The organism is Lachnotalea sp. AF33-28, from assembly GCF_003477885.1.
In the GTDB taxonomy this organism is placed as follows: domain Bacteria; phylum Bacillota; class Clostridia; order Lachnospirales; family Lachnospiraceae; genus AF33-28.
This window is the reverse complement of sequence record NZ_QUEE01000001.1, coordinates 173,299-198,417: the sequence shown is the minus strand read 5'-3', so window position 1 is coordinate 198,417 and position 25,119 is coordinate 173,299. Positions and strand designations below refer to the sequence as shown.

General features: G+C 48.8%; 19 protein-coding genes. 14 read left to right on the top strand and 5 right to left on the bottom strand.

Annotation, left to right across the window (positions count from 1 at the left end):
• The first annotated feature begins 165 nt into the window (after positions 1-165).
• Positions 166-744 carry a manganese efflux pump MntP gene (locus DWZ56_RS00805; protein ID WP_118554484.1) on the top strand — a complete coding sequence of 193 codons (579 nt, stop codon included), beginning with the start codon at positions 166-168 and terminating at the stop codon, positions 742-744.
• Between the two features lie 30 nt (positions 745-774).
• On the opposite strand, the gene DWZ56_RS00800 is transcribed toward DWZ56_RS00805, so the two are convergent.
• The gene (locus DWZ56_RS00800) at positions 775-1,431 is read right to left on the bottom strand and encodes a TetR/AcrR family transcriptional regulator (protein ID WP_158584373.1); all 657 of its coding nucleotides are present in this window, start codon (positions 1,429-1,431) and stop codon (positions 775-777) included.
• A gap of 246 nt (positions 1,432-1,677) precedes the next feature.
• On the opposite strand from DWZ56_RS00800, the gene DWZ56_RS00795 reads away from it, so the two are divergent.
• From DWZ56_RS00795 to DWZ56_RS00770, 6 genes are all read left to right on the top strand, one after another.
• Positions 1,678-3,297, top strand: coding sequence for a response regulator (locus DWZ56_RS00795; protein ID WP_118554482.1), 1,620 nt, complete (start codon positions 1,678-1,680; stop codon positions 3,295-3,297).
• Positions 3,294-5,075, top strand: a complete 1,782-nt coding sequence (locus tag DWZ56_RS00790; RefSeq protein ID WP_118554481.1) for a cache domain-containing sensor histidine kinase — start codon at positions 3,294-3,296, stop codon at positions 5,073-5,075. The genes DWZ56_RS00795 and DWZ56_RS00790 overlap by 4 nt, the downstream gene beginning before the upstream one ends.
• Positions 5,076-5,106: 31 nt before the next feature.
• Positions 5,107-6,087: a substrate-binding domain-containing protein gene (locus DWZ56_RS00785; protein ID WP_118554480.1), complete on the top strand. Its 981-nt coding sequence runs from the start codon at positions 5,107-5,109 to the stop codon at positions 6,085-6,087.
• A 146-nt stretch (positions 6,088-6,233) separates the two neighbouring features.
• Entirely contained in the window at positions 6,234-7,727 is a 1,494-nt protein-coding gene (locus tag DWZ56_RS00780; protein ID WP_118554479.1) for a sugar ABC transporter ATP-binding protein, read from the top strand.
• A 16-nt stretch (positions 7,728-7,743) separates the two neighbouring features.
• A complete protein-coding gene (locus tag DWZ56_RS00775) occupies positions 7,744-8,718 on the top strand; it encodes an ABC transporter permease (protein ID WP_118554478.1) in 975 nt (324 codons plus the stop codon).
• Positions 8,719-8,807: 89 nt separating this feature from the next.
• Positions 8,808-9,902 (top strand): ABC transporter substrate-binding protein, encoded by a 1,095-nt coding sequence (locus DWZ56_RS00770; protein ID WP_118554477.1) that lies wholly within the window; start codon positions 8,808-8,810, stop codon positions 9,900-9,902.
• Between the two features lie 91 nt (positions 9,903-9,993).
• On the opposite strand, the gene DWZ56_RS00765 is transcribed toward DWZ56_RS00770, so the two are convergent.
• Together DWZ56_RS00765 and DWZ56_RS00760 are read right to left on the bottom strand one after the other, a co-directional pair.
• On the bottom strand, positions 9,994-11,877 hold the full coding sequence (locus DWZ56_RS00765) for a sensor histidine kinase (protein WP_118554476.1): 1,884 nt from the start codon (positions 11,875-11,877) through the stop codon (positions 9,994-9,996).
• Positions 11,804-12,556: a response regulator transcription factor gene (locus DWZ56_RS00760; RefSeq protein WP_243094997.1), complete on the bottom strand. Its 753-nt coding sequence runs from the start codon at positions 12,554-12,556 to the stop codon at positions 11,804-11,806. The genes DWZ56_RS00765 and DWZ56_RS00760 overlap by 74 nt, the downstream gene beginning before the upstream one ends.
• A 243-nt stretch (positions 12,557-12,799) precedes the next feature.
• Between DWZ56_RS00760 and DWZ56_RS00755 the strand changes: the two genes are divergently transcribed.
• From DWZ56_RS00755 to DWZ56_RS00735, 5 genes are read left to right on the top strand one after another with little or no spacing between them, the layout of a single operon-like run.
• The gene (locus tag DWZ56_RS00755; protein WP_118554475.1) at positions 12,800-14,140 is read left to right on the top strand and encodes an ABC transporter substrate-binding protein; all 1,341 of its coding nucleotides are present in this window, start codon (positions 12,800-12,802) and stop codon (positions 14,138-14,140) included.
• 37 nt (positions 14,141-14,177) lie between these two features.
• Complete coding sequence (locus DWZ56_RS00750; protein WP_118554474.1) at positions 14,178-15,074, top strand: carbohydrate ABC transporter permease; 897 nt, start codon at positions 14,178-14,180, stop codon at positions 15,072-15,074.
• A gap of 17 nt (positions 15,075-15,091) precedes the next feature.
• A complete protein-coding gene (locus tag DWZ56_RS00745) occupies positions 15,092-15,931 on the top strand; it encodes a carbohydrate ABC transporter permease (protein ID WP_118554473.1) in 840 nt (279 codons plus the stop codon).
• 4 nt (positions 15,932-15,935) lie between these two features.
• A complete protein-coding gene (locus DWZ56_RS00740; protein WP_118554472.1) occupies positions 15,936-17,636 on the top strand; it encodes a hypothetical protein in 1,701 nt (566 codons plus the stop codon).
• Positions 17,633-19,309 carry a hypothetical protein gene (locus tag DWZ56_RS00735; RefSeq protein ID WP_118554471.1) on the top strand — a complete coding sequence of 559 codons (1,677 nt, stop codon included), beginning with the start codon at positions 17,633-17,635 and terminating at the stop codon, positions 19,307-19,309. The genes DWZ56_RS00740 and DWZ56_RS00735 overlap by 4 nt, the downstream gene beginning before the upstream one ends.
• 98 nt (positions 19,310-19,407) lie before the next feature.
• Here DWZ56_RS00735 and DWZ56_RS00730 read toward each other — a convergent pair whose 3' ends face one another.
• Positions 19,408-20,775: a sodium-dependent transporter gene (locus tag DWZ56_RS00730; RefSeq protein WP_118554470.1), complete on the bottom strand. Its 1,368-nt coding sequence runs from the start codon at positions 20,773-20,775 to the stop codon at positions 19,408-19,410.
• A gap of 250 nt (positions 20,776-21,025) precedes the next feature.
• Here DWZ56_RS00730 and DWZ56_RS00725 point away from each other — a divergent pair, with 250 nt between their 5' ends.
• Positions 21,026-21,877, top strand: a complete 852-nt coding sequence (locus tag DWZ56_RS00725) for a hypothetical protein (RefSeq protein WP_147369367.1) — start codon at positions 21,026-21,028, stop codon at positions 21,875-21,877.
• Positions 21,878-22,033: 156 nt separating this feature from the next.
• Here the strand turns inward: DWZ56_RS00725 and feoB are convergent, their stop codons facing one another.
• Positions 22,034-23,950 (bottom strand): ferrous iron transport protein B, encoded by a 1,917-nt coding sequence (gene feoB, locus DWZ56_RS00720; RefSeq protein WP_118554468.1) that lies wholly within the window; start codon positions 23,948-23,950, stop codon positions 22,034-22,036.
• A 262-nt stretch (positions 23,951-24,212) separates the two neighbouring features.
• Here feoB and DWZ56_RS00715 point away from each other — a divergent pair, with 262 nt between their 5' ends.
• Positions 24,213-25,037, top strand: a complete 825-nt coding sequence (locus tag DWZ56_RS00715) for a metallophosphoesterase family protein (protein WP_118554467.1) — start codon at positions 24,213-24,215, stop codon at positions 25,035-25,037.
• Positions 25,038-25,119: the final 82 nt, after the last annotated feature.

The window sequence follows — 25,119 nt, the reverse complement described above, 5'->3', positions numbered from 1 at the left end:
ATCATCGGCTTCGGTGGTGTAATAAAGTCAACATGCTGATAGATTCTATCTGGCTTTATTTTAAATGATGAGACTTATCTGCGGAGAAATTCTGCAGGTGGGTCTTTTTTCATTTCATAAGGATGTTCCCTTATTCATTCTTACTACATATGAAGGAGATTAAGTATGGGATTGGCGGAATTGTTTATTTTGGCGGTTGGTCTGTCCATGGATGCGTTTGCCGTGAGCATCTGCAAGGGCCTGTGCATGAGAAAAGTGACGGTGAAAAAAGCAGGGATTGTCGGGCTGTATTTCGGCGCGTTTCAGGCGGGAATGCCACTGCTTGGCTATGCCCTCGGCGTGCAGTTCCAGGACAGGATCACGGCGCTTGACCATTGGATCGCCTTCGTGCTTTTGGGACTGATCGGAACAAATATGATCAGGGAAGCGCTTTCTAAGGGAGAAGAGGACTGTGTCTGTCCCACCGATGAGAAGGAGGAGCTGGGCGCGAAGAACATGCTGCTTTTGGCGGTGGCCACCAGCATCGATGCGCTGGCTGTCGGAGTCACCTTCGCATTTCTTAAGGTGCAGATCATTCCGGCGGTATCCTTTATCGGAATTATTACCTTCAGCCTTTCCGCCGCAGGGGTTAAGATTGGCAATGTGTTCGGCGTGCGCTATAAATCAAAGGCGGAGCTGGCCGGAGGCATAATTCTGATTCTAATGGGGACCAAGATCCTGCTGGAGCATCTGGGGGTATTTTGAGTAAGGATAGGAGCAGAGCAGTTTTTTGGATCACGGTACCAGCCTCGACATGACAGGCGCGAAGTTATCCGCAGCATCAAAATAGTATTTAGTAAGCTCCTGTAAACAGAATTCCAGCAGCTCTTGGGGATTTTCATACTGCAGGTAGTGGATCTGCTGGGCCATATAGTAGCGGATATAGCTGTCCGGAGAATATTTTTCACCGCCCGGATTCAGATAAAAACTGACAAGTGCGGGTTTTATGGCTGAGATGCTAAGGCAGGCGAAAGTGAAGTATTCTGCGCCCATCGCATTTACCCGGGAGGACATGTGCAGTGAATCCAGCACCTTGGACTGGAACAGCGCGCGCAGTTTTGGCTCCTTATAGATCTGATCATAAAAACGGCCGAAAGGCGGGCTGTTGAAGCAGAGTCTAAGCTCCAGCGCGCTGTCAATTAAATACATCTGGGGAACCGTATAGCCGAACTGCTGCAGCCAGCCGGAGAAGGCGTTTCGTATCTCCAGATAGATGAGGAGCGCGATGTCGGCTTTGGATTCAAAATAGTATTTAATCAGGCCGAGATTGGTCCCGGATTTTTCTGCAATCTGCCTGGTTGTGGTCTGTTCATAGCCCTGCCTGTAAAACAGCTCGCGGGAAGCCTGCAGCAGCAGTCTTTTTGTCTCGATCCCCTTTTCATACTGTGCCATGATTATCCTCCCTCGCTCTCCTCCCGCCGGCATTGCCGTGCAAAGCGTATATACAGTATAAGCGCGATGCCGGCTTTTTTCAAGAGCACAGAATTCACCAGCCGCCCAGCAGCGGTAAAATGGTAACAGCAAATACATTCTTATACCGGAAAAAGGCGGAAAGCCGCCATAAGTTCATTGACGCCGTCAAAGGAAACCGGTAGAATAAATTTATAGGGGAAATATGATAAAAAGGCGGGGTAATGTATGTATCGTGTGCTGCTCGTGGACGATGAGGCATTGGTAAGGGACGCAATCAGCGCAAAGATCCGGTGGGAGGAGCTGGGTTATGAGCTGGCCGGCGCCTGCAAAAACGGAAAAGAGGCGCTGGAATTTATTCGGCAGAATCCGGTGGATTTGCTGCTGACGGATATCTGCATGCCGTTTATGGACGGGATGGAGTTGAGCCGGCAGGTCTATACGGATTTTCCGCAGATACATATCGTGATTTTCAGCGGATACAATGAATTTGAATATGCGAAAAACGCCATGAAATACCGTGTGGAGGAATATCTGCTGAAGCCGGTAACGGCCAGAGAGCTGACGGATACGCTCTGCAGCTTAAAGCGTAAGCTGGATGAGGAACGTAAGGAGGATGAGAGCAACCGTGAGCTGCAGCAGGAGTACAGGAAGAACCGGAGCCTTGTGAGGGCGAAGGCGCTGACGAATCTGGTGCTGGGCAATAAGACGATGGAGGAACACCGGGCGGAGCTGTCGGAGGCGGGAATCGAGCTTGAAGCCGCCGCTTATGAGGCCGCGTCGCTGGAAATCGATCTGTATTCCGAGCTTTTTTCACCGGATAAGGAACAGAAAGAGCAGAGCGCGCTGATGTCCTTTATGGTGTTTAATATAGCGGATGAACTGGTGAACGCCCGGAGGGCGGGCATTGCCTTTCAGCGGAATGACAACAGCACGGTAATCATCTTTATGTCCAGTTTCCAGAAGGAATTCCACAGCGCGGTTGCAAAGACATGCCTGGACATACAGAAGGCCATTGCCGTCCATGTAAAGATGCCTGTAACCATTGGCATCGGCAGCTGTGTGCACAGCCCTGAGGAAATCAGCCGGTCATATGAGGAGGCGAAGGCGGCGGTTGGCTACCGCTATCTGCTGGGAGAAGGCAGGGTGATCGATACTGCGGTGATACGGGAGAAGCAGACGGACATCCTCACTCTGGAAGAGCCGATCGACCGGGTAATTATGGGAATACAGTCGGACGACAAAAGAAAGATCAGGGATGGGCTGGAAGAGATCGGTCAGATGTTGGCGCAGACCTATCAGGAGAAGAATAAGGTGTATCTCTATCTGCAGCAGGTGGTGGTGGCGGTCAACGGCCTGATGAAAACTGCGGATTTAAACAGCACAAGTCCTTTCCAGAGCGCGGAGCTGTTTATACACAATATCAGTGAAGCCAGGACATTGAGCCAGATGCTGGAGTACCTGGGAGGATACTGCATCAATACCGCGGAAGAGCTTAAACTCCAGAGAGAGGGGAGCGGCAGCCGTCAGGCTCTGCTGGCCCTGGATTATATAGAGAAAAATTACGGAAAAGCAGAGCTGAACCTGCAGATGGTCTGCGACTATCTGGCCATCAGCCCCAGCTATTTCAGCACCATATTTAAGAATTATACCGGAGAAACCTTTGTGGAGTCGCTGACCAGAAAACGCATGGAAAAAGCCATGGAGCTTCTGGCGCACACCAACATGAAGAATTATGAAATTGCGGAGAGGGTTGGATTTGCGGATCCGCATTATTTCAGCATCGCGTTTAAAAAGGCAACCGGGAAGACGCCCAAGGAGTACGCAAGGGAGACGAGACGTTTATGAGGGTGTTTAAAAATATCCATTCCGCGTTTCTGGCCGCCTTTACCGTGATCATTGTGCCGGTGACCGCGGTATTTGTCTGGATATCCTTTCGCTTCACCGAAGAATCCATTTTGGAAAACTCCCAGAAATACGTGTCACAGCTTGTGGAGCAGGTGAACGATAAGGTGGATTTTTATCTGGACTATATGGACAACACCTCCTGGATGCTGCTCTTTCATTCAGATGTGGGGGACTATTTAAGCCGGGAATTCACGGATGATACGCAGAAGAAGGAAATGGCAGCCGGGATAGCGGATCAGTTTTCCAATATTTTGAGCACAAGGAGCGATATATACTGCATCGCCGCCTATGGGCAGAACGGCCGGCTGGTGGTAAACGGCGGGGATGAGGTCATCAATCGGAACACCAACATCAGTGAAAGAAGCTGGTACAAGAGCGCGCTGGAGGCCAACGGAGAGACGGTCATCACCTCCTCCCATGTGCAGAATGTGATCTATGACAGGTATCCGTGGGTGGTCAGCGTGTCCAGGGCGGTGCGCGTGCCGGGCGGGGAGAAACCGGTGGGTGTGCTGTGGATCGATTTGAATTACAATGCCATCAGCGATCTGTGCAGGAGCATTGATCTGGGCAGCAGGGGATATATCTTCGTGCTGGACCAGGATGGGCAGATCGTCTATCATCCCCAGCAGCAGCTTCTGCACAGCGGGCTGAAGGACGAGCGGATCAGCGATGTGATGGAGATGGGATCCGGTCATTTCCTGACGGATCCGGATGTGAAAAAGGCGAAGCTCTATACCTGCTCCAGATCGGAGAGCACCGGATGGACCGTGGTGGGGGTGGTGGACGCCACGGAACTGTTTAAAAATGAAGAGAATGCCAAGCGCATGTATCTGCTGACCGCTATCCTGCTTTCCATCGCGGCAGTAGTGGTCTCGCTGATCCTTTCCGGCTATATGACACGCCCGATCCGCGCGCTGAAAAATTCCATGCGCGAAGTGGAACAAGGGAATTTCAGGGTGACCGGGCCGATCTTAAAGGATGACAGTGAGATTGGAAAGCTGGGCAGGAGTTTTTCCATGATGGTGGATAAGATCCAGATACTCATGGAGGAACAGATAAAGGAACAGAAGCTTAAACGCAGGAGCGAGCTTAAGGCGCTGCAGTCGCAGATCAACCCGCATTTCCTGTACAATACGCTGGATTCCATCGTGTGGATGGCGGAGAGCGGCAGGGATGAGGAGGTGGTGATCATGACCTCCTCTCTGGCCAGGCTGCTGCGCCAGAGCATCAGCAATGAAGCTGAATTCGTGACGGTGGAACAGGAGGCGCAGTATGTCAGCAGCTACCTGACCATACAGAAGATGCGTTACCGGGATCAGCTAAGCTATGAAATAGAGGTGGACCCTTCCATACGGAGCAAAAAGATGATTAAGATGATACTGCAGCCGCTGGTGGAGAACGCCCTTTATCACGGCATCAAATATAAAGAGGAACCGGGCACAATCCGCGTCAGAGGATTTATGCAGGGAGACCGCATGATTCTGGAGGTGGAGGATGACGGCATCGGGATGGATGAAGAACAGCTGGCCCATATCTTTGACCGGAAGGAGCCGGATGAACGCTCCAACGGTGTGGGGGTGCGCAATGTCCAGGAACGGATCCAGCTCTATTATGGAAAGGAATATGGCCTGACCTATGCCAGTGAGAAGGGCAGGGGGACTACTGTGAGGGTGAACCTCCCCGCAGACTGTGAAGGTGCGGGCCTAAAACTGCAGTGAGAAAGGCGCATGGGCGCGGATTGGAAATGTCATGAAAAGATTAATGAGATACCGCATATGGCTGATCGTCCTGCTGGTCCTGTCAGTGACCGGCGCGTACCTGTTTTCCACGCTGCAGGCGGAGCCGGATCCTAAAATGCGGATCATATGTATTTTGAAGACAACCGAGAGAAACGGCTTCTGGAATTCCCTCACGGAAGGGATTGAAGCCGCCATGGAAGAATATGATGCGGATGTCAGAATCACCGGACCTGATGAGGAGTCCGATGTGGAACAGCAAAATAAAATCATACGCGATGCGGTGGCGGAAAAGCCGGATGTGATCGTGCTGGCCGCCATAGACTCCAATCTGACGATGCCGGCCGCGCTGGAGGTGAAGCAGGCGGGGATCAAGCTGGTGCTGATTGACTCCGGGCTTAAGGATCACATAGAGGATGCCATGGTAGGGACGGATAACAACCGCGCCGGTGTCCGGGCGGGAGCCCTGATCCAGAGACTGATGGGAAAGGACGGAAAGCTGGGAATTATAAGCTTTGTGAGAAATTCTCTGACTGCTATCGACCGGGAAGAGGGGTTAAAAAGCGCAGTGGGTGAGGATAACAGCAATGTTTATGATACCGTTTACTGCGATTCAGATGAGCAGAGAGCATTTGAGCTCACGACGCAGCTGCTGAATGAACATCCGGATATCACAGTGCTTGCCGGCCTGGATCAGTATTCCTCGGCGGGCGCCGCCAGAGCTGTGGCGCAGCTGGGCCTGTCCGGCAGGGTGAAGGTGGTGGGATTTGATAACTCCAAAGAACAGATCAAATATCTGGAGGAGGGAATCTATGAGGGGCTGGTGATTCAAAAAGCCTTTAACATGGGGTACCTGGGCATAGAGGCGGCGGTGGAACTGGCGCAGGGCGGACATGTGCCCATGAACAGGGATTCCGGATCGGTGCTGGTGACGAAAGACAATATGTATATCGGCATCTATCAGAAGCTGCTGTTTCCGTTCCAGGAAGAGTAAATGGTCATTATATTACGAAAAAAGGTGAAAATCTTACAAACCGTAAGATTTTCACCTTTTTTCGTGAGAATTTCCATTAAAAATACTCATCTAATTCAATATAATCATTTCATAGCCAGTTGATATGAACGGACAGGGAGGTAAACATGGGCGAAGTAATTATTCGGATGGAGGGCATTGACAAGGCCTTTGCCGGAGTTCCAGCGCTTAAGAAAGCAAAGCTGGAATTAAAGACCGGAGAAGTTCACGCCCTGATGGGGGAAAACGGAGCCGGAAAATCCACTCTGATGAAGATCCTGACAGGCATCTACAGTAAAGATGCGGGACAGATTTTCTACGAAGGCAAAGAGGTGGAATACAAGAATCCGAGAGAAGCACAGGAAGCCGGCATCATCATCGTACATCAGGAGCTGAATATGATGACGCATCTGACCGTTGCGCAGAACCTGTTTATCGGCAGGGAAAGCATGAACGGCAAGCTGATCAATGACAGGAAGATGAATAAAGATGCGGCGGAGATATTTAAAAGGCTGAATATCGATATCGATCCCGCAGCAGTGATCGGAACACTGACCGTGGGCAGGCAGCAGATGGTGGAAATCGCAAAGGCGATCTCCTCTAAAGCCAAGGTCATCGTCTTTGACGAGCCCACCGCGGCGCTGACAGAGACGGAGATCAATGAGCTGTTTAAGATCATCAGGGATCTGCGGGATCAGGGGATCGGCATCATCTATATATCCCACCGCATGGATGAGATCAAACAGATCACAGACCGCGTCACCGTCATGAGGGACGGCGAATATGTGGGGACCCTGATCACGGAGGAATGCACAAAGAGCGACATCATCAACATGATGGTGGGCCGTGTCATATATGAGGAACCCAAACAGTTCTCCAATGTGCCGGAGGACGCGCCGGTGGTCTTAAGCGTCAGGAACCTCAATGCCGGCAGGATGGTGCAGAATGTGAGCTTTGACCTGAAAAAGGGTGAGATCCTGGGGTTTGCAGGACTCATGGGCGCGGGGCGCACCGAGACCGCCAGAGCCATATTCGGAGCTGATAAAAAGGACAGCGGACAGATCTTCATAAATGGGAAAGAAGTGACGGTCAACAGCCCGATGGATGCGGTTAAACACGGTATCGGCTATCTCTCGGAGGACAGAAAGAGGTACGGTATCATCGTAGAGAAATCCGTAGCGGACAATTCGGTCATGGCCTGTCTGGAACGGTATACGAAAAAAGGGCTGATCAATGACAAAAGCGTGCATAAAGACGCAGAGGAATTTGTGGAAAAGCTGAAAACAAAAACTCCTTCCGTAGAACAGTTCGTGATGAATCTCTCCGGCGGAAACCAGCAAAAGGTGGTTATCGCCAAATGGCTGCTCTGCAACAGTGAGATCCTGATCTTTGACGAACCGACCAGAGGCATCGACGTCGGGGCGAAAAGTGAGATCTATACCCTGATGAATGAACTGGTAAAGCAGGGCAAATCCATCATCATGATCTCTTCGGAGCTGCAGGAAGTGCTCCGCATGAGCGACCGCATTGTGGTTATGTGTGAGGGCAGGAAAACCGGAGAGCTGTCGATAGAAGAAGCGAGCCAGGAGAAGATCATGCATCTGGCCACATTAAGAGAGTAGCAGGAGGAGAAGTGAAATGAAGAAAGTAAATCCGTTAAGTCTGCAGAAGCTGGTAGCGATTGCCGCTCTGGTGGTGATCTATCTGTTCTTCTTTGCAATGAGCCCGGCGTTTCGTTCCGGCAACACGCTGGTCAGCATATTTGATGCTTCCTATTATATCGGATTCATGGCCATAGGCGTCACCTTTGTTATCATCACCGGAGGCATCGATCTTTCCATCGGCACCGTGCTGATCTGCACGGCTTTGATCGGCGGCACGCTGTACGATAAGGGACTCCCGCTGTGGCTCTGCCTGATCGCCATCGTCGCCTGCGGCGCGCTGTTCGGCCTGGCCAATGGATTCATGGTAGCGGTCATGAAGCTGCCGGCTTTTATCGCAACTCTGGGCACCATGATGGTGACAAGAGGATTAGGTTCCATCATCACCAAGACCCAGAGCGTTACGTTCCCGCTTCGCACCAGCCCGGACGGATGGTATAAGAACATATTCCGCACCCAGGGTTTCCCGGGCCTGGAATCCGGTTTTCCCACCGGCATTATACTCCTTATTGTGGCGGTGATCCTGATGTCCATCGTGCTTACGAAAACCCGTCCCGGCCGCTATATCCTGGCCTTAGGCAGCAATAAAGAAGCGACCAGACTTTCCGGCGTAAATGTGGTAAAATGGGAGATGCTGGCCTACGTGATCAGCGGTACCTTTGCGGGCATCGCGGGCGTGGCTTACGCGGCAAACCTCTCCACCATCATGCCAGGCACCGGCAACGGCTTTGAGCTGGAGGCCATCGCGGGCGTAGTGATCGGCGGCACCTCTCTGGCAGGCGGCATGGGCTCCGTAACCGGCACCATCGTCGGCGTATTCATCATGAGCGTGCTGAAAACAGGGCTTCCCTTCATCGATCTGCAGCCCCATTATCAGATGTTCATCACCGGTATCGTTCTGATTGTAGCTGTATACATCGATGTGAGAAACCGCAACCGCAGGAGGGCATAAGCTCTGCCAGGGATATACTTTGGATGTACTCCCGCACGGAATACAATTACCGGCGGAAAACAATATAATGTAATCAAGGAGGATTTATTATGAGCAAATGGAAAAAACGGGCAGCTTTACTTCTGGCAGGAGCGATGGTGTTAACAATGCTGGCAGGCTGCAGCAACAAGGCGGGAGGGGAGACCACCAAGGCCCCCGAAGGCGGGGAGACAGGTGCTCCTGCGAGCGATATTACGATTGAGATCGTTGCCAAGGGCTTCCAGCATGATTTCTGGCAGGCGGTTCTGGCCGGCAGCAAGAAAGCGGAAGCAGAATTCGGCGTTAAGACAAACTTCGTGGGACCTGAAGGTGAAGGCGCAATCGCAGCCCAGGTTGAGCAGTTAAACAACGCCATCAACAAGAATCCCAACGCGATCTGCTTCGCAGCTCTGGATACCAGCGCGGCGCTGGATGCAATCACCATGGCGCAGAGCAAAGGCATTCCGATCATCGGCTTTGACTCCGGCGTGCCCGGGGCTCCTGAAGGCGCAGTTTTAGCCAATGCGGCGACCGATAACTATGCGGCAGGCGCTCTGGCAGCAGAGAAGATGTATGACAAGATCAAAGATCAGCTGGCTAATCCGGCCGGTCCGGTAAGAATCGGCGTTGTTTCCCAGGAGGCGAACTCTGACTCCATCGTACAGCGTACGGCCGGTTTCGTGGAGAAGATGTCCGAACTGATCGGTGAGGATAAGTGCTCCGTGGAAGGTCATGACAAATTTGCCCGCAAGGTTGACGGCGTGAACATTGTTATGGAAGTGAGAGTTCCTGCGGAAGTTACCGACAATGCCGGAAAGACGGAAGCGCTGGCTCTGCTGAATAAGGATGATCTGATTGCAATCTACGGTTCCAATGAATTCGCAGCCAAATGTATCATCAATGCCAACGAAGGCATGAACAAACTGGGCGAAGGCAAAGTCATCGCCGTTGGATTTGACTCCGGAGCTCTTCAGATCGATGCGATCAAGACCGGCGCATTCTACGGCTCCGTTACCCAGGACCCTGTATCCATCGGATACAACGCTGTGAAGCTGGCTGTGGAAGCGGCTAAAGGCAACGCGGTGAGCGATGTGGATACCGGATGCCAGTGGTATAATGCAGAAAATATTGAAGAACCTGATATCGCAGCCTGTCTGTACGAATAATGCGAATAAAAGAATGATGAGAAGCGGCCGGAAGAGTGATCTCCCGGCTGTTTTTCATTCAATAGGGTTGGAAGCCTTTTTCACAGGAAGGTCACTTAAGCCGGCATTGATCTTCATCCGGATCTTTGCAACCCGGAAAAGAAGTTACTGCCGGAAGTTTGATATGAATTGTGGTCCCTTCAGAAGGTTTGCTGTTTATAGTCAGGGAACAGCCGCCGCTGTAAAACAGCCTTAAGCGTTTATACAGATTGAACAGACCTACATGCTTAGTATCCGCCGAGTCCGCCTGTGACATCTGTCTGCGGATCTCCTCCAGACGGGATGGCAAAATTCCCTGACCGTCATCGGTCAGCGTTATGCCTGTATAACCGGAAAATTCTTCAATGCGGATATCAATGGATATGGCTTTGCGGAAACTGCCCGCCCCATGAGTTATGCTGTTTTCGATAAGGGGCTGAAAAAGCAGTTTCGGCACTTTAATCTCTGGCAGAGGTTCATTGAACTGCCACCGTATATTAAAATTATCCGGAAAACGCGCTTTCAGAATATCGATATAGCATACAGTACATTGAATCTCTTCCGCAAGAGTGACTTCCATCAGCGGATCGCGCAGCGTATAGTTTAGCAGGGTGGAAAGACTTTCAATCATCTCACTGGCCGGATTAGGGCCGCCTGTCAAGGCTATTGCATTCCAAGTTATAAAGTGCAGGGTATTGAAGAGAAAATGAGGATTGATCTGTGACTGGAGAGCAAGAAGCTCCAGCACCTGCATATGATATCTGCGTTCGGACAGCTGGGTCTGAAACAGATTATTTTCAATAAACTTGTTCAGGATACTTTGTATGATATATTCATAGGAATCCTTCCGCATATTTTCTTTGGACAGAATCTGATTGTGTTTTGCGGCATCCAGTATATCAATAATGTTTTCCAGAGTGCTCTGCGATTTTTTTGATAAGCGCGCAAGCAGGGGAATTTCAATTACAATCATCAGGAAAACAAAGAGCAGGATCAGGGAGAGCATGAGTGCAGGAACATGAAAAAATACATTTTGAGGAGTGTAGATATAGTATGTCCATCCATTTTGCGCTGAACGGACAGAGGTCACTACATGCTGTCTTCCTGCAATCTTCAGCCTTATAAGCCCGTTTACTGCGAGGAGCTGACGGCTGATTTCCCTGTCGGTCAGAGTTAATCCGGGAGAATGCAGAACGATTTCACCGTTTTCATTCATTATCGCAAACATTTGGCCTTCATCGGCAGAAGGCAGCGTATTTTCGATTATTGTTTCCATATAAGAAGCATTTAAATTAACGATCGCGTAATCAGAAGTCTGGGCGGAACTGGAGCTCTTGATCGGGATAAATATGGTGAGCACTCTAACAGGCACCTTTTCAAAGGAATACCGCTTCAGTTCGCGTACAGCGCTCCAGGGCCGGTACTCGAGGGTCTTTTGCTGACAGAGAGTGTACCAGCCCGTATCATAATAAGAATCCAGATAAGAGTAGGACTGTTCAGAAGAGGTGAGAAAGCGGCCGTAGGGGTTATTATAATATATATAGATCGAATGGATATGGGGCTGTATGGATTGGGAGAACATGACCGACTGGAGTATGGACATAGAACTGCTGATCTCATAATCCTTTTCATCGCTTTGCAGGATACGCTTTAACAGAATGTTCAAATAAATGCTATTGCTATAGCTATAATTCAACTCTTCGCATTCATACAGTACCTGATCCATATAGTCGCTGATTCTATGTATAGTACCGTTGTTATTCTGCTTTATGACTCTAAATACGGAATAGTAAGCGATGATGCAGGTGAATATGCCAAGAATCAGCAAAGATGCAGCCGGAATCAGCAGATAACGGATGAAAGTCCTGCGGAACTGTTTTCTGTTAAATGTTCTGCCGGTAATCTCTCGGTAGCTTTCCATAGTATTTTTTAAAGGCTTTTGTGAAATTTTTTGCATTCATATACCCCACCATTTCACTTACTTCTTTGATTTTGTAACGGTAATTATCCAACAGTACTGCGGCTCTTTCCATACGTATTTTTAAGAGATTATCAGAAAAGTGAACGCCTGTCTTCAGATAGTAATACTGACTCAGATAGGAGGGATTCATTTTAATATAATTAGCCGTGTTTTCCAGGGTTGCATTTTTATAATTTCTGGAAAGGTATTCGTTTACTGCATGAATGGTTTTATCACAGACGCTCTGTCCCATGGCTTCCATATCCGGTGGAAGCCTGTTAAAAGCCATACGTTTTTCTTCATCCAGCTCCATCCGGAGGCGCTGAAAAACCTCCATCAGATCTTTGTATTTTGCCGGTTTTACCAGGTAGTCGCGCACTCCATAATTGAGGGCTTCACGGGCATAATCGAATTTTTTATATGCGCTTAAAAATATGATTTTACAGCCGATCTTCTCCTGGTATATTTTCTTGGCCAAAAGCAGGCCGTCCATATTCGGCATGATAATGTCGCAGAAAATAACATCTACGGGATTTTTTCGGATATAATCCAGCGCCAGACAGCCGTCTGTAAACTGGCTGACTACTTCAAAACCGATTTGATTCCAGGGAAAATAATTGCAGAGAGCATTTCTTGATGAAACTTCGTCATCTACCAGTACTAATCTATACATCATTATCCTCCCCCCTGAGCGATGTACAGCATATTTTCTGTTATTTTTAAGTATAGCAGAAATTGTGAAAAAACACAGCCGAATATAAAGAAAAGATGATACTTTCAAAAGAAAAATACACTGTCATTTGATTATTATATAAAATCTATAATTTTGGCGACATTTTATAAAGTTAAAGTGACTATGGAAGCGAAATATATAATGATATAATCAAATTACAGATAATACAGATAGGAGGGTTAGAATATGAAAAAGGAAAATTACCATAAGGTGCTGTCGCTTTTACTGTCCGTGATACTGGTGATCATTACCGCAGGCTGTACGAAAACAGAAGCACCCCCTGCTGCAGGGACGGCCATGTCTGATGAAGATCAGGAGGAGATCACTTTGAGGGTCAGCTGGTGGGGACCTGAGGCCAGGCATGAAGCTACCCTTAAAGCGATGGAGCGCTATATGGAGCTGCATTCCAACATCACTTTGGTAGGCGAGTACAGCGATTGGAACGGTCATTACGATAAACTGGTAACGCAGATAGCCAGCGATACCGCTCCGGATATCATGCAGATCAATGACCGGTGGTATTATGACTTTATGTCAGGCATGAACGCGGTGGTTGATATGAATACGCTGTCGGATTATGTGGATCTGAATGCATTTGACAAAAGCTTTTTAGAGGATTACTGCAGCTATGAAGGAAAGCTTCTTGGCCTGCCTCTGGGGGTGACCGGCGTATGCTTCCTGTATAACAGAGACTTCTTTGCGGAGCACAATATTGCGGAAGATACGGTTTGGACCTGGGACAATCTTCTGGAAATCGGTGAACGTGTGCATCAGGAGAATCCGGATCACTATTTGTATGTGTGTGAAGCAGGCGAGATGTGGACTTTGCTGAAATGCTTTGTAAAACAGCGAATCGGCACCCAAATGATAGCGGAAGATTATACACTTAATGTTGCACCGGAATTATTTACGGAAGCATTTGAGTATGCCAAAGCCATGGTGGACAGAGGGGTGACGGAGCCGTTTGAAACAGCGTCGCTGTATACCGACGTGTCAAATGAAAATCCCAGATGGATCAACGGGCAGGATGGAATGCAGATAAAATATATTACAAATTTCTCCCGATATCAGGCGCTGGATTTGAATTATGGGGTATGCACAACCCCTGTTTATGACGGAATGCTGGATACCGGAGTGACTGTCAGTACCGGAAATCTGTTTGGTATCAACAGCAAATGCAGCCATGTGAAAGAGGCTGCGGAATTTATAAACTGGTTTGTCACGGATCCGGAGGCGATCCGTATACTGGGAGAGTGCAGAAGCACTCAGCCTACTGACGCCGGACGCCGGCTGCTGCAAGAAGAGGGGATTAGTGATCCGCTGGTGACGGAAGCAGTAGGAATCGCTTTGGATAATGCGAGCTCCATCGTGGATAACGGTGTCAGCCAGATTAAGGAATTTGAAACCATCTGGCAGGACTATATTGAAAAAGTGGTTTATGGCCAGATGACGCCGGAGGCTGCGGGACAGAGTTTCTATGATGATATGATAAATGTTTTAGACGAACTGAAATCCTTTGACAGCTAACAATAAGTGCAGAGCCAGCACGGGAAAGAGGAGAAATATGCACAGAAAAGACAGTAAAATAAGAAGGCATCAACTGTGGGGATTGATATTTATCTCACCGTGGATCATCGGATTTGCCATATTTCAGCTCTTCCCGCTGCTGGATTCACTGTACTATTCCTTTACAAACTATAATCCGTTGAAGGGCTGCCGTTTTATCGGTATAGATAATTATGTAAAGATGTTCTGCAAAGATAATAAGGTAATTCCGTCCATGCTTACCACACTCCTATATGTGTTGATGTCGGTGCCGGCAAAGATTCTGTCCGCACTTTTGATCGCACTGTTATTAAATCGCAAGATAAGAGGCATCCATCTGTTTCGTACTGTTTATTATCTGCCTTCTATCTTCGGTGGGAGCGTGGCGATATCCATACTGTGGAGATTCCTGTTTAAGAGTGACGGTGTGGTAAATCACATTTTGGAATTCTTTCATATTGCCGGCCCTAACTGGCTGGGCAGTCCGAAGACGGCGCTGCTTACCGTCAGCCTGGTGTCCGTATGGCAGTTTGGCTCATCTATGGTATTGTTTTTGGCCGGCCTTAAGCAAATCCCTGCCGAAATGTATGAATCTGCCAGAGTGGATGGCTCGACTTCCTGGAAATCCTTTTTTAAGATCACTCTGCCGTTTTTGTCTCCGGTGATCTTCTTTAATCTATTGATGCAGCTGATTAATGCGTTTCAGGAATTTACCCTGCCCTTTGTAATTACGAACGGAGGACCGGCAAATGCGACTTATCTGTATTCTATGATGATCTATGACAATGCGTTTCAGTATCTCAACATGGGATATGCCAGCGCTGAATCCTGGGTGCTGTTCCTGATTATGGCCGCGGTAACTGCCGTAATCTTCAAGTCATCTTCCGTGTGGGTATTTTATAAAGACGGGGCGTAGTGAACAGGAGAGAAATGATGAAAAAGAAAAACGTCAGACTCATGTTGCGTTATCTGGTACTGATTGCAGTCGGATTAGTTATGCTCTATCCGCTGCTGTGGATGTTTTTCTCGTCCTTTAAGGATAACCGGGAGATCCTTACGGGGATTGGACTGCTTCCAAAACGGTTTTCACTGGATGGGTATCGTCTGGGTGTAAAAAGTGATTGGCAGTATGGTTTTCGTGTTTTTATGATTAATTCTTTTAAACTGGTGATCCCTACAGTTTTGTTCAGTGTGGTGTCCACATCACTTGTAGCATACGGATTTGCCAGGTTCCGTTTCCCATTGCGAAAGGCATTCTTTGCGGTTATGCTGTCCACGCTGATGCTGCCAAATACGGTGTTGATCATCCCAAGGTATATGCTGTTTAACCGTCTGGGCTGGCTGAATACCTATCTGCCTTTTTGGGTTCCGGCATTGCTTGCAACTACACCTTTTCACATTTTTATGGTTTATCAGTTCCTTAGAGGTCTTCCGATAGAGCTGGATGAGGCGGCCGGTATGGACGGCTGCGGTCCGGTCAGAGTGCTTACGGGTATACTGCTGCCGCTTCTGAAACCGGTGATATTTTCAGTGGCTGTATTTCAGTTTATCTGGAACTGGAATGATTTTTTTAATGTATTCATTATGATATCGGGAGTGGATCGGTATACGATGTCACTGGGGCTGCGCATGATGCTGGATACGGATGCGGCCAGCGCCTGGAATCAGATTCTGGCGATGAGTGTGGTATCGTTGATTCCCTGTACCCTGTTTTATTTATCCATGCAGAAATACTTTGTGGAAGGGATTTCTACTACGGGGCTGAAAGGATAAGTGTATGAAAAATTTTAAATTCACCGGATTGGAGATTCATAACCGGCGTATGTGGAAATGGGCGGCTGTGGAAAAGGCGCTGGACTTTATAGATGAATTCGGCATGGATGCTCTGATCTTTCATCAGAATGATCTGCTGGATGCGGTGGTGTTACCCCAGAAATATTTTGACGAGGAAGAAATGTGGGCCTACTGGCCGATCCGTTACTGCGCCATCGGAACAAACGGACAATATATAGAGAGACTGCTGCGTGAATGCACAAAAAGAGGAATACAGTTTTATTTTGAAGTAAAGGAGATCTGGTACCCGCCGGCCTTGCTGGAAAAATTTCCTCATCTGAGGGGAACTGACGGTCATGTATGTCCCTCCGACCCGTTTTGGTTTGAATTTTTAAGTAATAAGGTGCAGGAACTCACAGAGATCTTTCCACAGATGGCAGGTATGATCGTGAGTCCGGCAACACGGGAGAGTAAGGTTTCCATTGCTGCGGGCCAGTGCGGATGCAGCCGCTGCAGATCGCTGCCGGACAAAGAGTGGTACAGCCGGTATATCCAGGCGGTATATGAACCGTTGAAAAAGGCCGGAAAGCGCCTGGTTGTCAGAGATTTTGCTTATGATTCGCATTCACAGAGCTCAGTTATGGATGCGGCAGCGGACCGTTCTTCGAACATTGTCATGGCTTTGAAAAATGTGCCTCATGATTTTTGGCCCACATTTCCGGACAATCCGGCTGTTGAAAGTAAAACAAAGCTGGAAAAGTGGGTCGAATATGATGTTTGGGGTCAGTATTGCGGGCTGGGGGTATTTCCCTGCAGTCTGGTGGAGGATATCATACGCCGGCAGACGCATTGTTTGGAATGCGGCTGCAGCGGAATATGGTACCGCACTGACTGGGAGCTGCTGGATGACTGCAGCTGCTTTAACAGCCTGAACATGCTGAATCTGATTGCCGGGGTGATGCATGCGAAAAATCCAGACTGCACAGTCAATGAAATCTATCAACTGTGGATTCAATATGGGATAAACAGCGCGTTTATAGAAGAATCTGCGGTATCGCCTCCACAAATACCTTCTAAGGGTTCGGTAAACGGCCTTCGCCGTCTGATGGAGACCGGAAATACCATACTCATGAAGTCCCTGTTTGTCAGAGGACATGTATTCAGCTATAGCAGCAGATATCAGCATGCCTATGAAAGCATATACCGTGTGATGAATGTGTATCACCGGCGGGATCAGTGGGATCCTTCGTCTAAGCAGAAAATATTGCCAACAAAAGAAAATCTGGAGATAATCTTTCAGGAAAAACAGGAAGCGCTAGATCTGGCCCGCCGCCTGGCGGAAACATTTGATGCCGAAGCCCTGGGCGTATCTGATGTATTGAAGACTTATACAAAGGAAATGCTGCATTTGCTGGTGCTGTATGTGAGAGGGTTCCAGCTCTCGGCGCAGGTATATTTTCATATGAACAGAGCCGTGGAGATGCAGGATGAGCGGAGCATAGGTGATGCGTTGAAGAGCTGTGAAGAGCTGGAAGAATTCTGCATAGAGCTGGAGGATACGCTTCGGAACAAGCATTATCCGTTCTATATTTGCTGGATGATGGATCCGGAGGAATTAAAACTGCTTGCGGCCGATATAAGGAGGCTTGCGGGAGGCAGTTCAGGAACAATAGGGCAGGTGAACGCCGGGGGGAAGCAGGGATGAGCAGATATGTATTTCGCGGATTTGAGATGTGTAACAACCATATGTGGAAATGGAAAACTGTAGAAAGAGCGCTGGATTTTATGGAGATGTTCCATATGAATGCATTGATCTTTCACCAGTATGATCTGATGGATCAGGTGGTGCTGCCGGAACAATACTTTACAGAGGAAGAAATGTGGGCTTATTGGCCCATACGGTACTGTGCGGTGGGCACTAACGGCGCGTATATCCGCAAGGTGATCCGGGAAGCCAGAGAGCGGGGGATCGATTTTTACTTTGAAGTTAAGGAAATCTGGTATCCGGAAGCTTTGGTGGATAAGTATCCGGAATTGATTGAGGAAAACGGACACGTATGTCCGTCCAATTCGTTCTGGTTTGAATTTCTTGAGAATAAAACCAGGGAACTGCTGCGGCATTTTCCCGATATGGCCGGTCTGATAGTAAGTCCGGCCACCCGTGAGAGCAAGGTGTCCGTGTCGGCAAACCGGTGTGGCTGCCAAAGATGCCGGAATACATCCGAAGAAGAATGGTACCGTGGATATATCCAGGCAGTCTACAAGCCTCTGAAGGAATGCAAAAAAAGACTGGTGGTCAGAGATTTCGCATATACTGCGGGAACACAAAGCTCTGTGCTGCGTGCATCCGTACAGTGCGGCAGCGATATTGTAATGGGTCTTAAAAATGTGCCTCATGATTTTTGGCCGACCTTTCCTGATAACCCTGCTATCTCACATTATGAAAATGTGGAAAAATGGATTGAGTACGATGCATGGGGTCAGTACTGCGGTGCGGGTATATTTCCCTGCGGTCTGGTCAGGGACATGATGAAGCGTTTCTGCCACTGTGGGATGCATGGCTGCAGCGGTATGTGGGTCAGAACAGACTGGGAACTTCTGGATGAAAGCTGCTGCCAGAATACATTCAGTATGTTGAATTTGATTGCGGCCGCCATGCTGTCCTGGGACACGGATTGCACTGAAGAGGAAATCTACCAGGCATGGGTAGATTATGGGCTTATGTCACCGCTTCAGGAGGAATCGAAGCAGCTGACGCCGGTGAGACCGACTGCGCCGGATGCGGCCGGGCGGCTGAAGCAGTTCATGGATGCCTGCTGTGAGGTCATAGAAAAAGCGCTGTATGTGCGTGGACATGTGTTTAACTACAGCAGCCGTTTTCAACATGCGTGCCAGAGCATTTATAACGTAATGAACGTATACCATCAGAGGATACAATGGGATCCGCCCTGTGCGGAATTAATCCGCCCTACAAAAGAAAATTTGGAACACATAATGATTGAAAAGTCAGCGGCTGTGGAAGAGGCTATGAGGCTTGGCAGCATACTGGATATAGAACATTTGGGAGTACCGGAGGAGTTTGCGGAAGATATAAAGAAGATCCTGGATCTGTTTGTCTGGTATGTCAAAGGATTTCAAAGGATGGCAGGGGTCTATTTCCATATGCAAAAGGCTTTGGAGGACAGAATGCCCCCGGACTTTGCTCAGGTGGAGGAGGAAAATCGGAAGCTTAAGCAGTATACAGAAAATTTGAAGAAAAGACTGGATCATACATCCTATCCGTTCTATGTATATTGGGTGATGGATACCAAAGAATTGGATCTCCTTGCGGCGGATGTGGATCGGATGCTGCAGATGTCATTTATCCCCGAAGCATGACAAAATAAGGTCAGAGAAATCCCCGGCAGTATTGCGCATATTCCGCAAATCTCCGGGGATTTTGGTGGTGCGCCTGGCGGCGCACGTTTCGGTTCATCTTAGAAAAACTTGCTTATATATCCCTGTAAGAATATCACCAGCACAATGATCGGCAGAATGAAAGTCACATATATACGTATCCACTTCGGGAATTTCACGCCCCTGCCTGTATTGGCCTCTTTTATAAAGCTGTCCCATCCCCAGCCATAGCGTGTGACACAGAACATCAGATACACGAGGCTTCCCAAAGGCAGCAGGTTGTTGCTGACAATGAAGTCCTCCAGATCAAAGACAGTGCTGCCAGGCCCCAGAGGCTGAAAACCGCTTAGGAGGTTAAAGCCGAATACACATGGCAGTGACAGCACGATGATGACAAACAGGTTGACAAGCACCGCTTTTTTGCGGCTGCAGCCGGTCAGATCCATGGCGAAGGAAATTATATTTTCAAACACCGCGATGATGGTGGATGCCGAGGCAAAAAACATAAAGATGAAGAACAGAGAACCCCAGATACGGCCTTGGCTCATGGCGTTAAATATATTGGGAAGGGTCACATAGATCAGGTTCACACCGCTGTCCGGATTCACTCCGAATGCGAAGCAGGCGGGAAAGATGATCAGGCCGGACAGCAGTGCCACAACTGTATCCAATATGGTGATGTTTATGGCCTCGCCTGTCAGGGCGCGGTCCTTGCCTATGTAGCTGCCGAAGATAGCCAGGGCGCCGATGCCCAGGCTTAATGTGAAGAAGGCCTGTCCCATAGCAGCTGAAACCGAGTTGCCGATGCCGCCCTCTTTGAGCCTTTCCAGACTGGGGTAGAGATAAAATTTCAGCCCCTCCCCACTGCCCGGCAGTGTGACGGAGCGGACCGCGAGCACGATCATTAACAGTAGAAGGCTGACCATCATGATTTTGGTGATCTTTTCAACGCCCTTCTGCAGGCCCAGGCTGCAGATCCCAAAACAGAGCACGACTACGATGACCATGGCAATAATCATGAGTGCCGGATCGGCCAGCATGCCGGCAAAGACTTCCTGAATGCCCGCCTGATCCAGTCCCTGAAATTCACCGGACAGAGTTTTGACAAAGTAGATCAGCATCCATCCGCCTACTGTGGTGTAAAACATCATTAAAAGATAGTTACCTGCGATGGCGCCGAATTTGTACCAGTGCCATTTAGAACCGCGGGGCTCCAGCTCGTCAAAAGATTTTGCCACGCTTTTCTGGCTGGCCCTTCCTACAGAGAATTCCATGACCATGATCGGAAGCCCTAAAATCAGAAGAAAAAACAGATAGATCAGAACAAATGCCGCGCCGCCGTATTGTCCTGTGATATACGGGAAGCGCATCACATTTCCTACGCCGATGGCGCAGCCGGCGGATATCAGAAGAAAACCCAGCCGGGAGGAAAACTTTTCTCTTTCCATATTCATACCCCTCATGTATTGTCTTGTAGTTCCTAATCCGCGCAGACGCGAACAGGTACAATTATATTATATCAAATGCAAGGGAAAAATGAAATGGCGGATCTGAGATGCTGCGGCTGTGGTAAACCGTTACTGTTCACAGTCACCGAAAAATTCCTGCCCTCTCATACGCTGCTTTATCGGCAGCGTGTGAGCAGTAACGGTAAACCCGTCCGCAAAGTTTCTGTTTTATATACTAAGCGTTTATTCCTTGGTATTTATTTCTGGATGTGCAAAAGGAAATGTGCAAGAGAGTACTGCATCTGTTGCGCCTGAGCCCACAGTTAGCGATGCTGAATGGAACAATTCCAGTATAGAAGAATCTCAAACAACGACTTTGAACTATAAAGAAAGCGTTACAGAACCGAATTATGAGGAATTAGCTGCCGATATTGCATTAGCCTGTGGCAGTGAAGAAATAATCAGTGATATTAATACAACTAAAATTACTGGTAATAAGTATGGCATATATGGAGATTTTGTGGAAATTCAATATGAATACGGCGATATAATAGTTGACGAGCTCGGCATGCTGGTGAGTTATTCATTATTAGATTATGATTGTACAGAAATAGATTATGATGAAGATAAAATACGGACAAATATACTGGAGATCTATCATAAGCTACCGTTGCCGCAAGAGTATGTGCTTACGAGTTTGATAAATGCCGGAGACTATATAGAAGCCTATTTTAGCCGCGAGATAACCGATGGGATTTATTCTTCACATGAAGCGGTAAAAATGTTGGCTGTATCAGACGGTAAGCGGGTTATAGAGTGCAGACGTTTCAACTATCCGTTGCAGCAGGAAACAAGTGATGTACCATTGACGCAGGCAGTGGCCTTACAGAAAGCTTTGGACTTTAAACAACTGGATGCGGAGTATTTTGTGCAAGGTGAAATATCAACTGTGCGGCCAATCATGGAAGGAAAGGCGGAAATGTTTTCCAAACTTGCCTGGATATTAAAATTTGATTATCCTACAGATGCCGGTGTAAGATCAATAGTAATATGGATTGACTTATATAGTGGAGAATATCTTGGTGAAGATAGGACTGCATAATCAGGAGTTTGAATGCAATCTGCGTTTCTATTAAGATAATACAGTATCCTGCAAAATCTCAAGCAAAAAATGAAACAGCCTGTAACCGTTAAATTAACGGTCTGCAGGCTGTTTTCGATTATATCTCACAAATCCATTTTGCCATTATTCCCACAATCAAAACAATCTTGAAATCTGTGCCACTAAGAAGCATGCCAGGATCCCCAGCGCGGTGGGGATCGCGACCGCCAGAGCAGCCCATTTCCATCCGCCCGCTTCTTTTTTAATGGTCAGGCAGGTGGTGGAACATGGCCAGTGCAGCAGGGAGAACAGCATCACGCAGACGGCGGTGACCCAGGTCCATCCGTTTTGTACCAGGAGAGCGTGCAGCTGCGACAGATCATCCAGCTCCAGCAGAGTGCCGGTGGAGAGATAGCACATGAGGATGATGGGAACCACGATCTCGTTGGCCGGAAATCCCAGGATAAAGGCCATGATGATGACGCCGTCCATGCCGATGAGCCTGCCGAAAGGATCCAAAAACTGTGTGCAGTGGGCCAGTATGCTCTGGCCGCCGATGGTATTGTTGGCCAGGATCCAGATGATCAGCCCCGCCGGAGCTGCCACCGCCACCGCCCGGGCCAGCACGAAGAGGGTGCGGTCAAAGATGGAACGGACCACCACTTTCCCGATCTGCGGTTTCCGATAGGGCGGAAGCTCCAGCGTGAAAGAGGAAGGCTCTCCCCTAAGCAGGGTCTTGGAAAGCATCCAGGAGACGGCAAAGGTCATAAGGATTCCGAATAAGATCACGAAGGTCAGCATGGCGGCGCTGAGCAGGCTGTTTTTCAGGCCGATTCCGAAACCTACAAAGAACATGGTGATCAGCGAGAGGATGGTAGGAAAACGGCCGTTGCAGGGTACCAGGGAGTTGGTGAGTATGGCGATCAGACGCTCCCGTTTGGAATCGATGATGCGGCAGCCGATGACGCCGGCCGCATTGCACCCGAATCCCATGCACATCGTCAGGGCCTGTTTCCCGCAAGCACAGCATTTCTTGAAATGCCGGTCCAGATTAAATGCCACCCTTGGCAGATAGCCGAAATCTTCCAGCAGTGTAAACAGCGGAAAGAAGATGGCCATAGGAGGCAGCATGACGGATACTACCCAGGCCAGCACCCGGTAAACGCCCAGTATCAAAGATCCCGTGAGCCAGTCAGGCGCATTCAGGCTCTGGGCCAGCGCCAGCAGCTGATCCTGGATATAGAACAGGCCGTCCGACAGAAGTTTGGAGGGATAGTTGGCGCCGGTGATGGTGAGCCAGAATATGCCCATCAGCAGCAGGATCATGATCGGTACGGCGGTGAACTTGCCTGTGAAAATCCGGTCGATTTTTTCCTCCCGTTTGTGGTAGTTTGAGGAATGTACGGTCACTACCTGCCCGGCGATGTCCTCCGCCTTTTGAATGTAGCGGATGGCCTGGTCCTCGGACAGGATCTCTTCCGGCTCAATGCTCATATTCATCACACCTAAGGCTGCGTCCGACAGATGGACCGGCTCATTCTTAAGACAGAGTGTTTCTGTCACCTCCATCAGATGTTTCAACCCCTTTTTGCGGCTGGCCGCCGTGGGGACTACGGGGATGCCGAGCAGCTCGGACAGTTTGTCGAAATTGATGTCAATTCCCCTTTTTTCGGCTTCATCGCAAAGATTGACACAGAGGATCAAATTGTCGGTCAGATCCTGAATCTGAAGAACCAGATTCAGATTCCGCTCCAGACTGGTGGCGTCGCAGACGGTGATGACCGCATCTGCATCGCCGTGGCAGATAAAGTCCCTGGCCACCTCTTCCTCAGCGGAGTGCGCCAAAAGGGAGTAGGTGCCTGGCAGGTCAACAAAGATATAGCGGCGGTCATGGAAGATACAGCTGCCCTGGGCACAGGTGACCGTTTTGCCGGGCCAGTTGCCTGTGTGCTGGCGCAGACCGGTCAGATTATTAAAGACTGTGCTTTTTCCGACATTGGGATTTCCGGCCAGGGCTATTACGAAATCACTGTTAGAATTTTTTTCGACCTTGAATTCGGAGACAGAATCCATAAAATCCTCCTTATTAAAAATAAACCCGCAAAGTTTTGCTGTGACGCACTGCGGACGGGTCTATACAAAAAAATGCGTTTGTTTTATACATATGTTCCGGATGGAGGAAAAGTACTGAAAATCCGCATGAAAGTTGAAAAAGATAAAAGAGCAGATACCCGAAACGTTAACGCAATTGCGTTTCGCAAATGCGATTGCTATAGTGAAGATAAGGTGATGTGAAATAAGAGGGTGCAGACAGGAGGGGAGGGCGGCATATCACATGGAAAACATGAGGATCCTGCATAGAAAAATACGGATTGAGGGATTAAAAAAACACTATACATTTCTGCATATTACGGATACACACATAGCATGTTTCGGAAAAACAGAAACGGCGGTGAGGGCTGAATATGCGAAAGAACGAAGAAGAGCTTTTTCGATAGACGGCATTGCTCCGGAAAAGAGGCTTCAGACTTATATTGAGTATGCGAATGAGGCCCGGGTTTCCGGCGTACTGCTGACAGGCGATATCATAGATTTCCCCTCACCGGAAAATCTGGCTGTTCTGGACGATGCGCTGGCGGCACTGAAGGTGCCATATGTATACACGCCGGGTAATCATGACTGGTCCTATTTTGACAATTATCAAACAGAGGATGCCGTTCGTTGCTGCAGGCCGTTGCTTAGACGGTTCTGCGGCGGGGACGAAGATTTCCATGTGCGGAAGGTCGGAGAGCTGACCTTTGCGGCGCTGGACAACAGCATGGATGTATACCGTCCACAAACGGACAGTCGGTTGAAGGCGCTGCTAGGGTCGGCGGAGCATGTGATCATTCTGCAGCATGTCCCCCTGTACTGTGATACGCTGCATGAAGACACGGTGAAGGTCTGGAAGAGGGATATAACGATGGGTCAATCAGGCATCGTCCTGGATGAAAGCGCGGACCGGATCACAGAGCTGCTTACAGCAGCGCCTTCTGTGAGGGCTATCCTTTGCGGGCATCTTCACTTTTCGCATGAGGATCTGGTGGGCGGTGTGCTCCCGCAGTATATCACTGCTTTTGGCAGCCTGGGAGAAGCGGCGCTTTTTGATATCGGGGGATAAAATAACATAAAAGAGCAGATCCCGCAGACGATAACGCAATTGCAAACAAAGCGGGCGTCTGCTACATTTGAAACAAGACAGG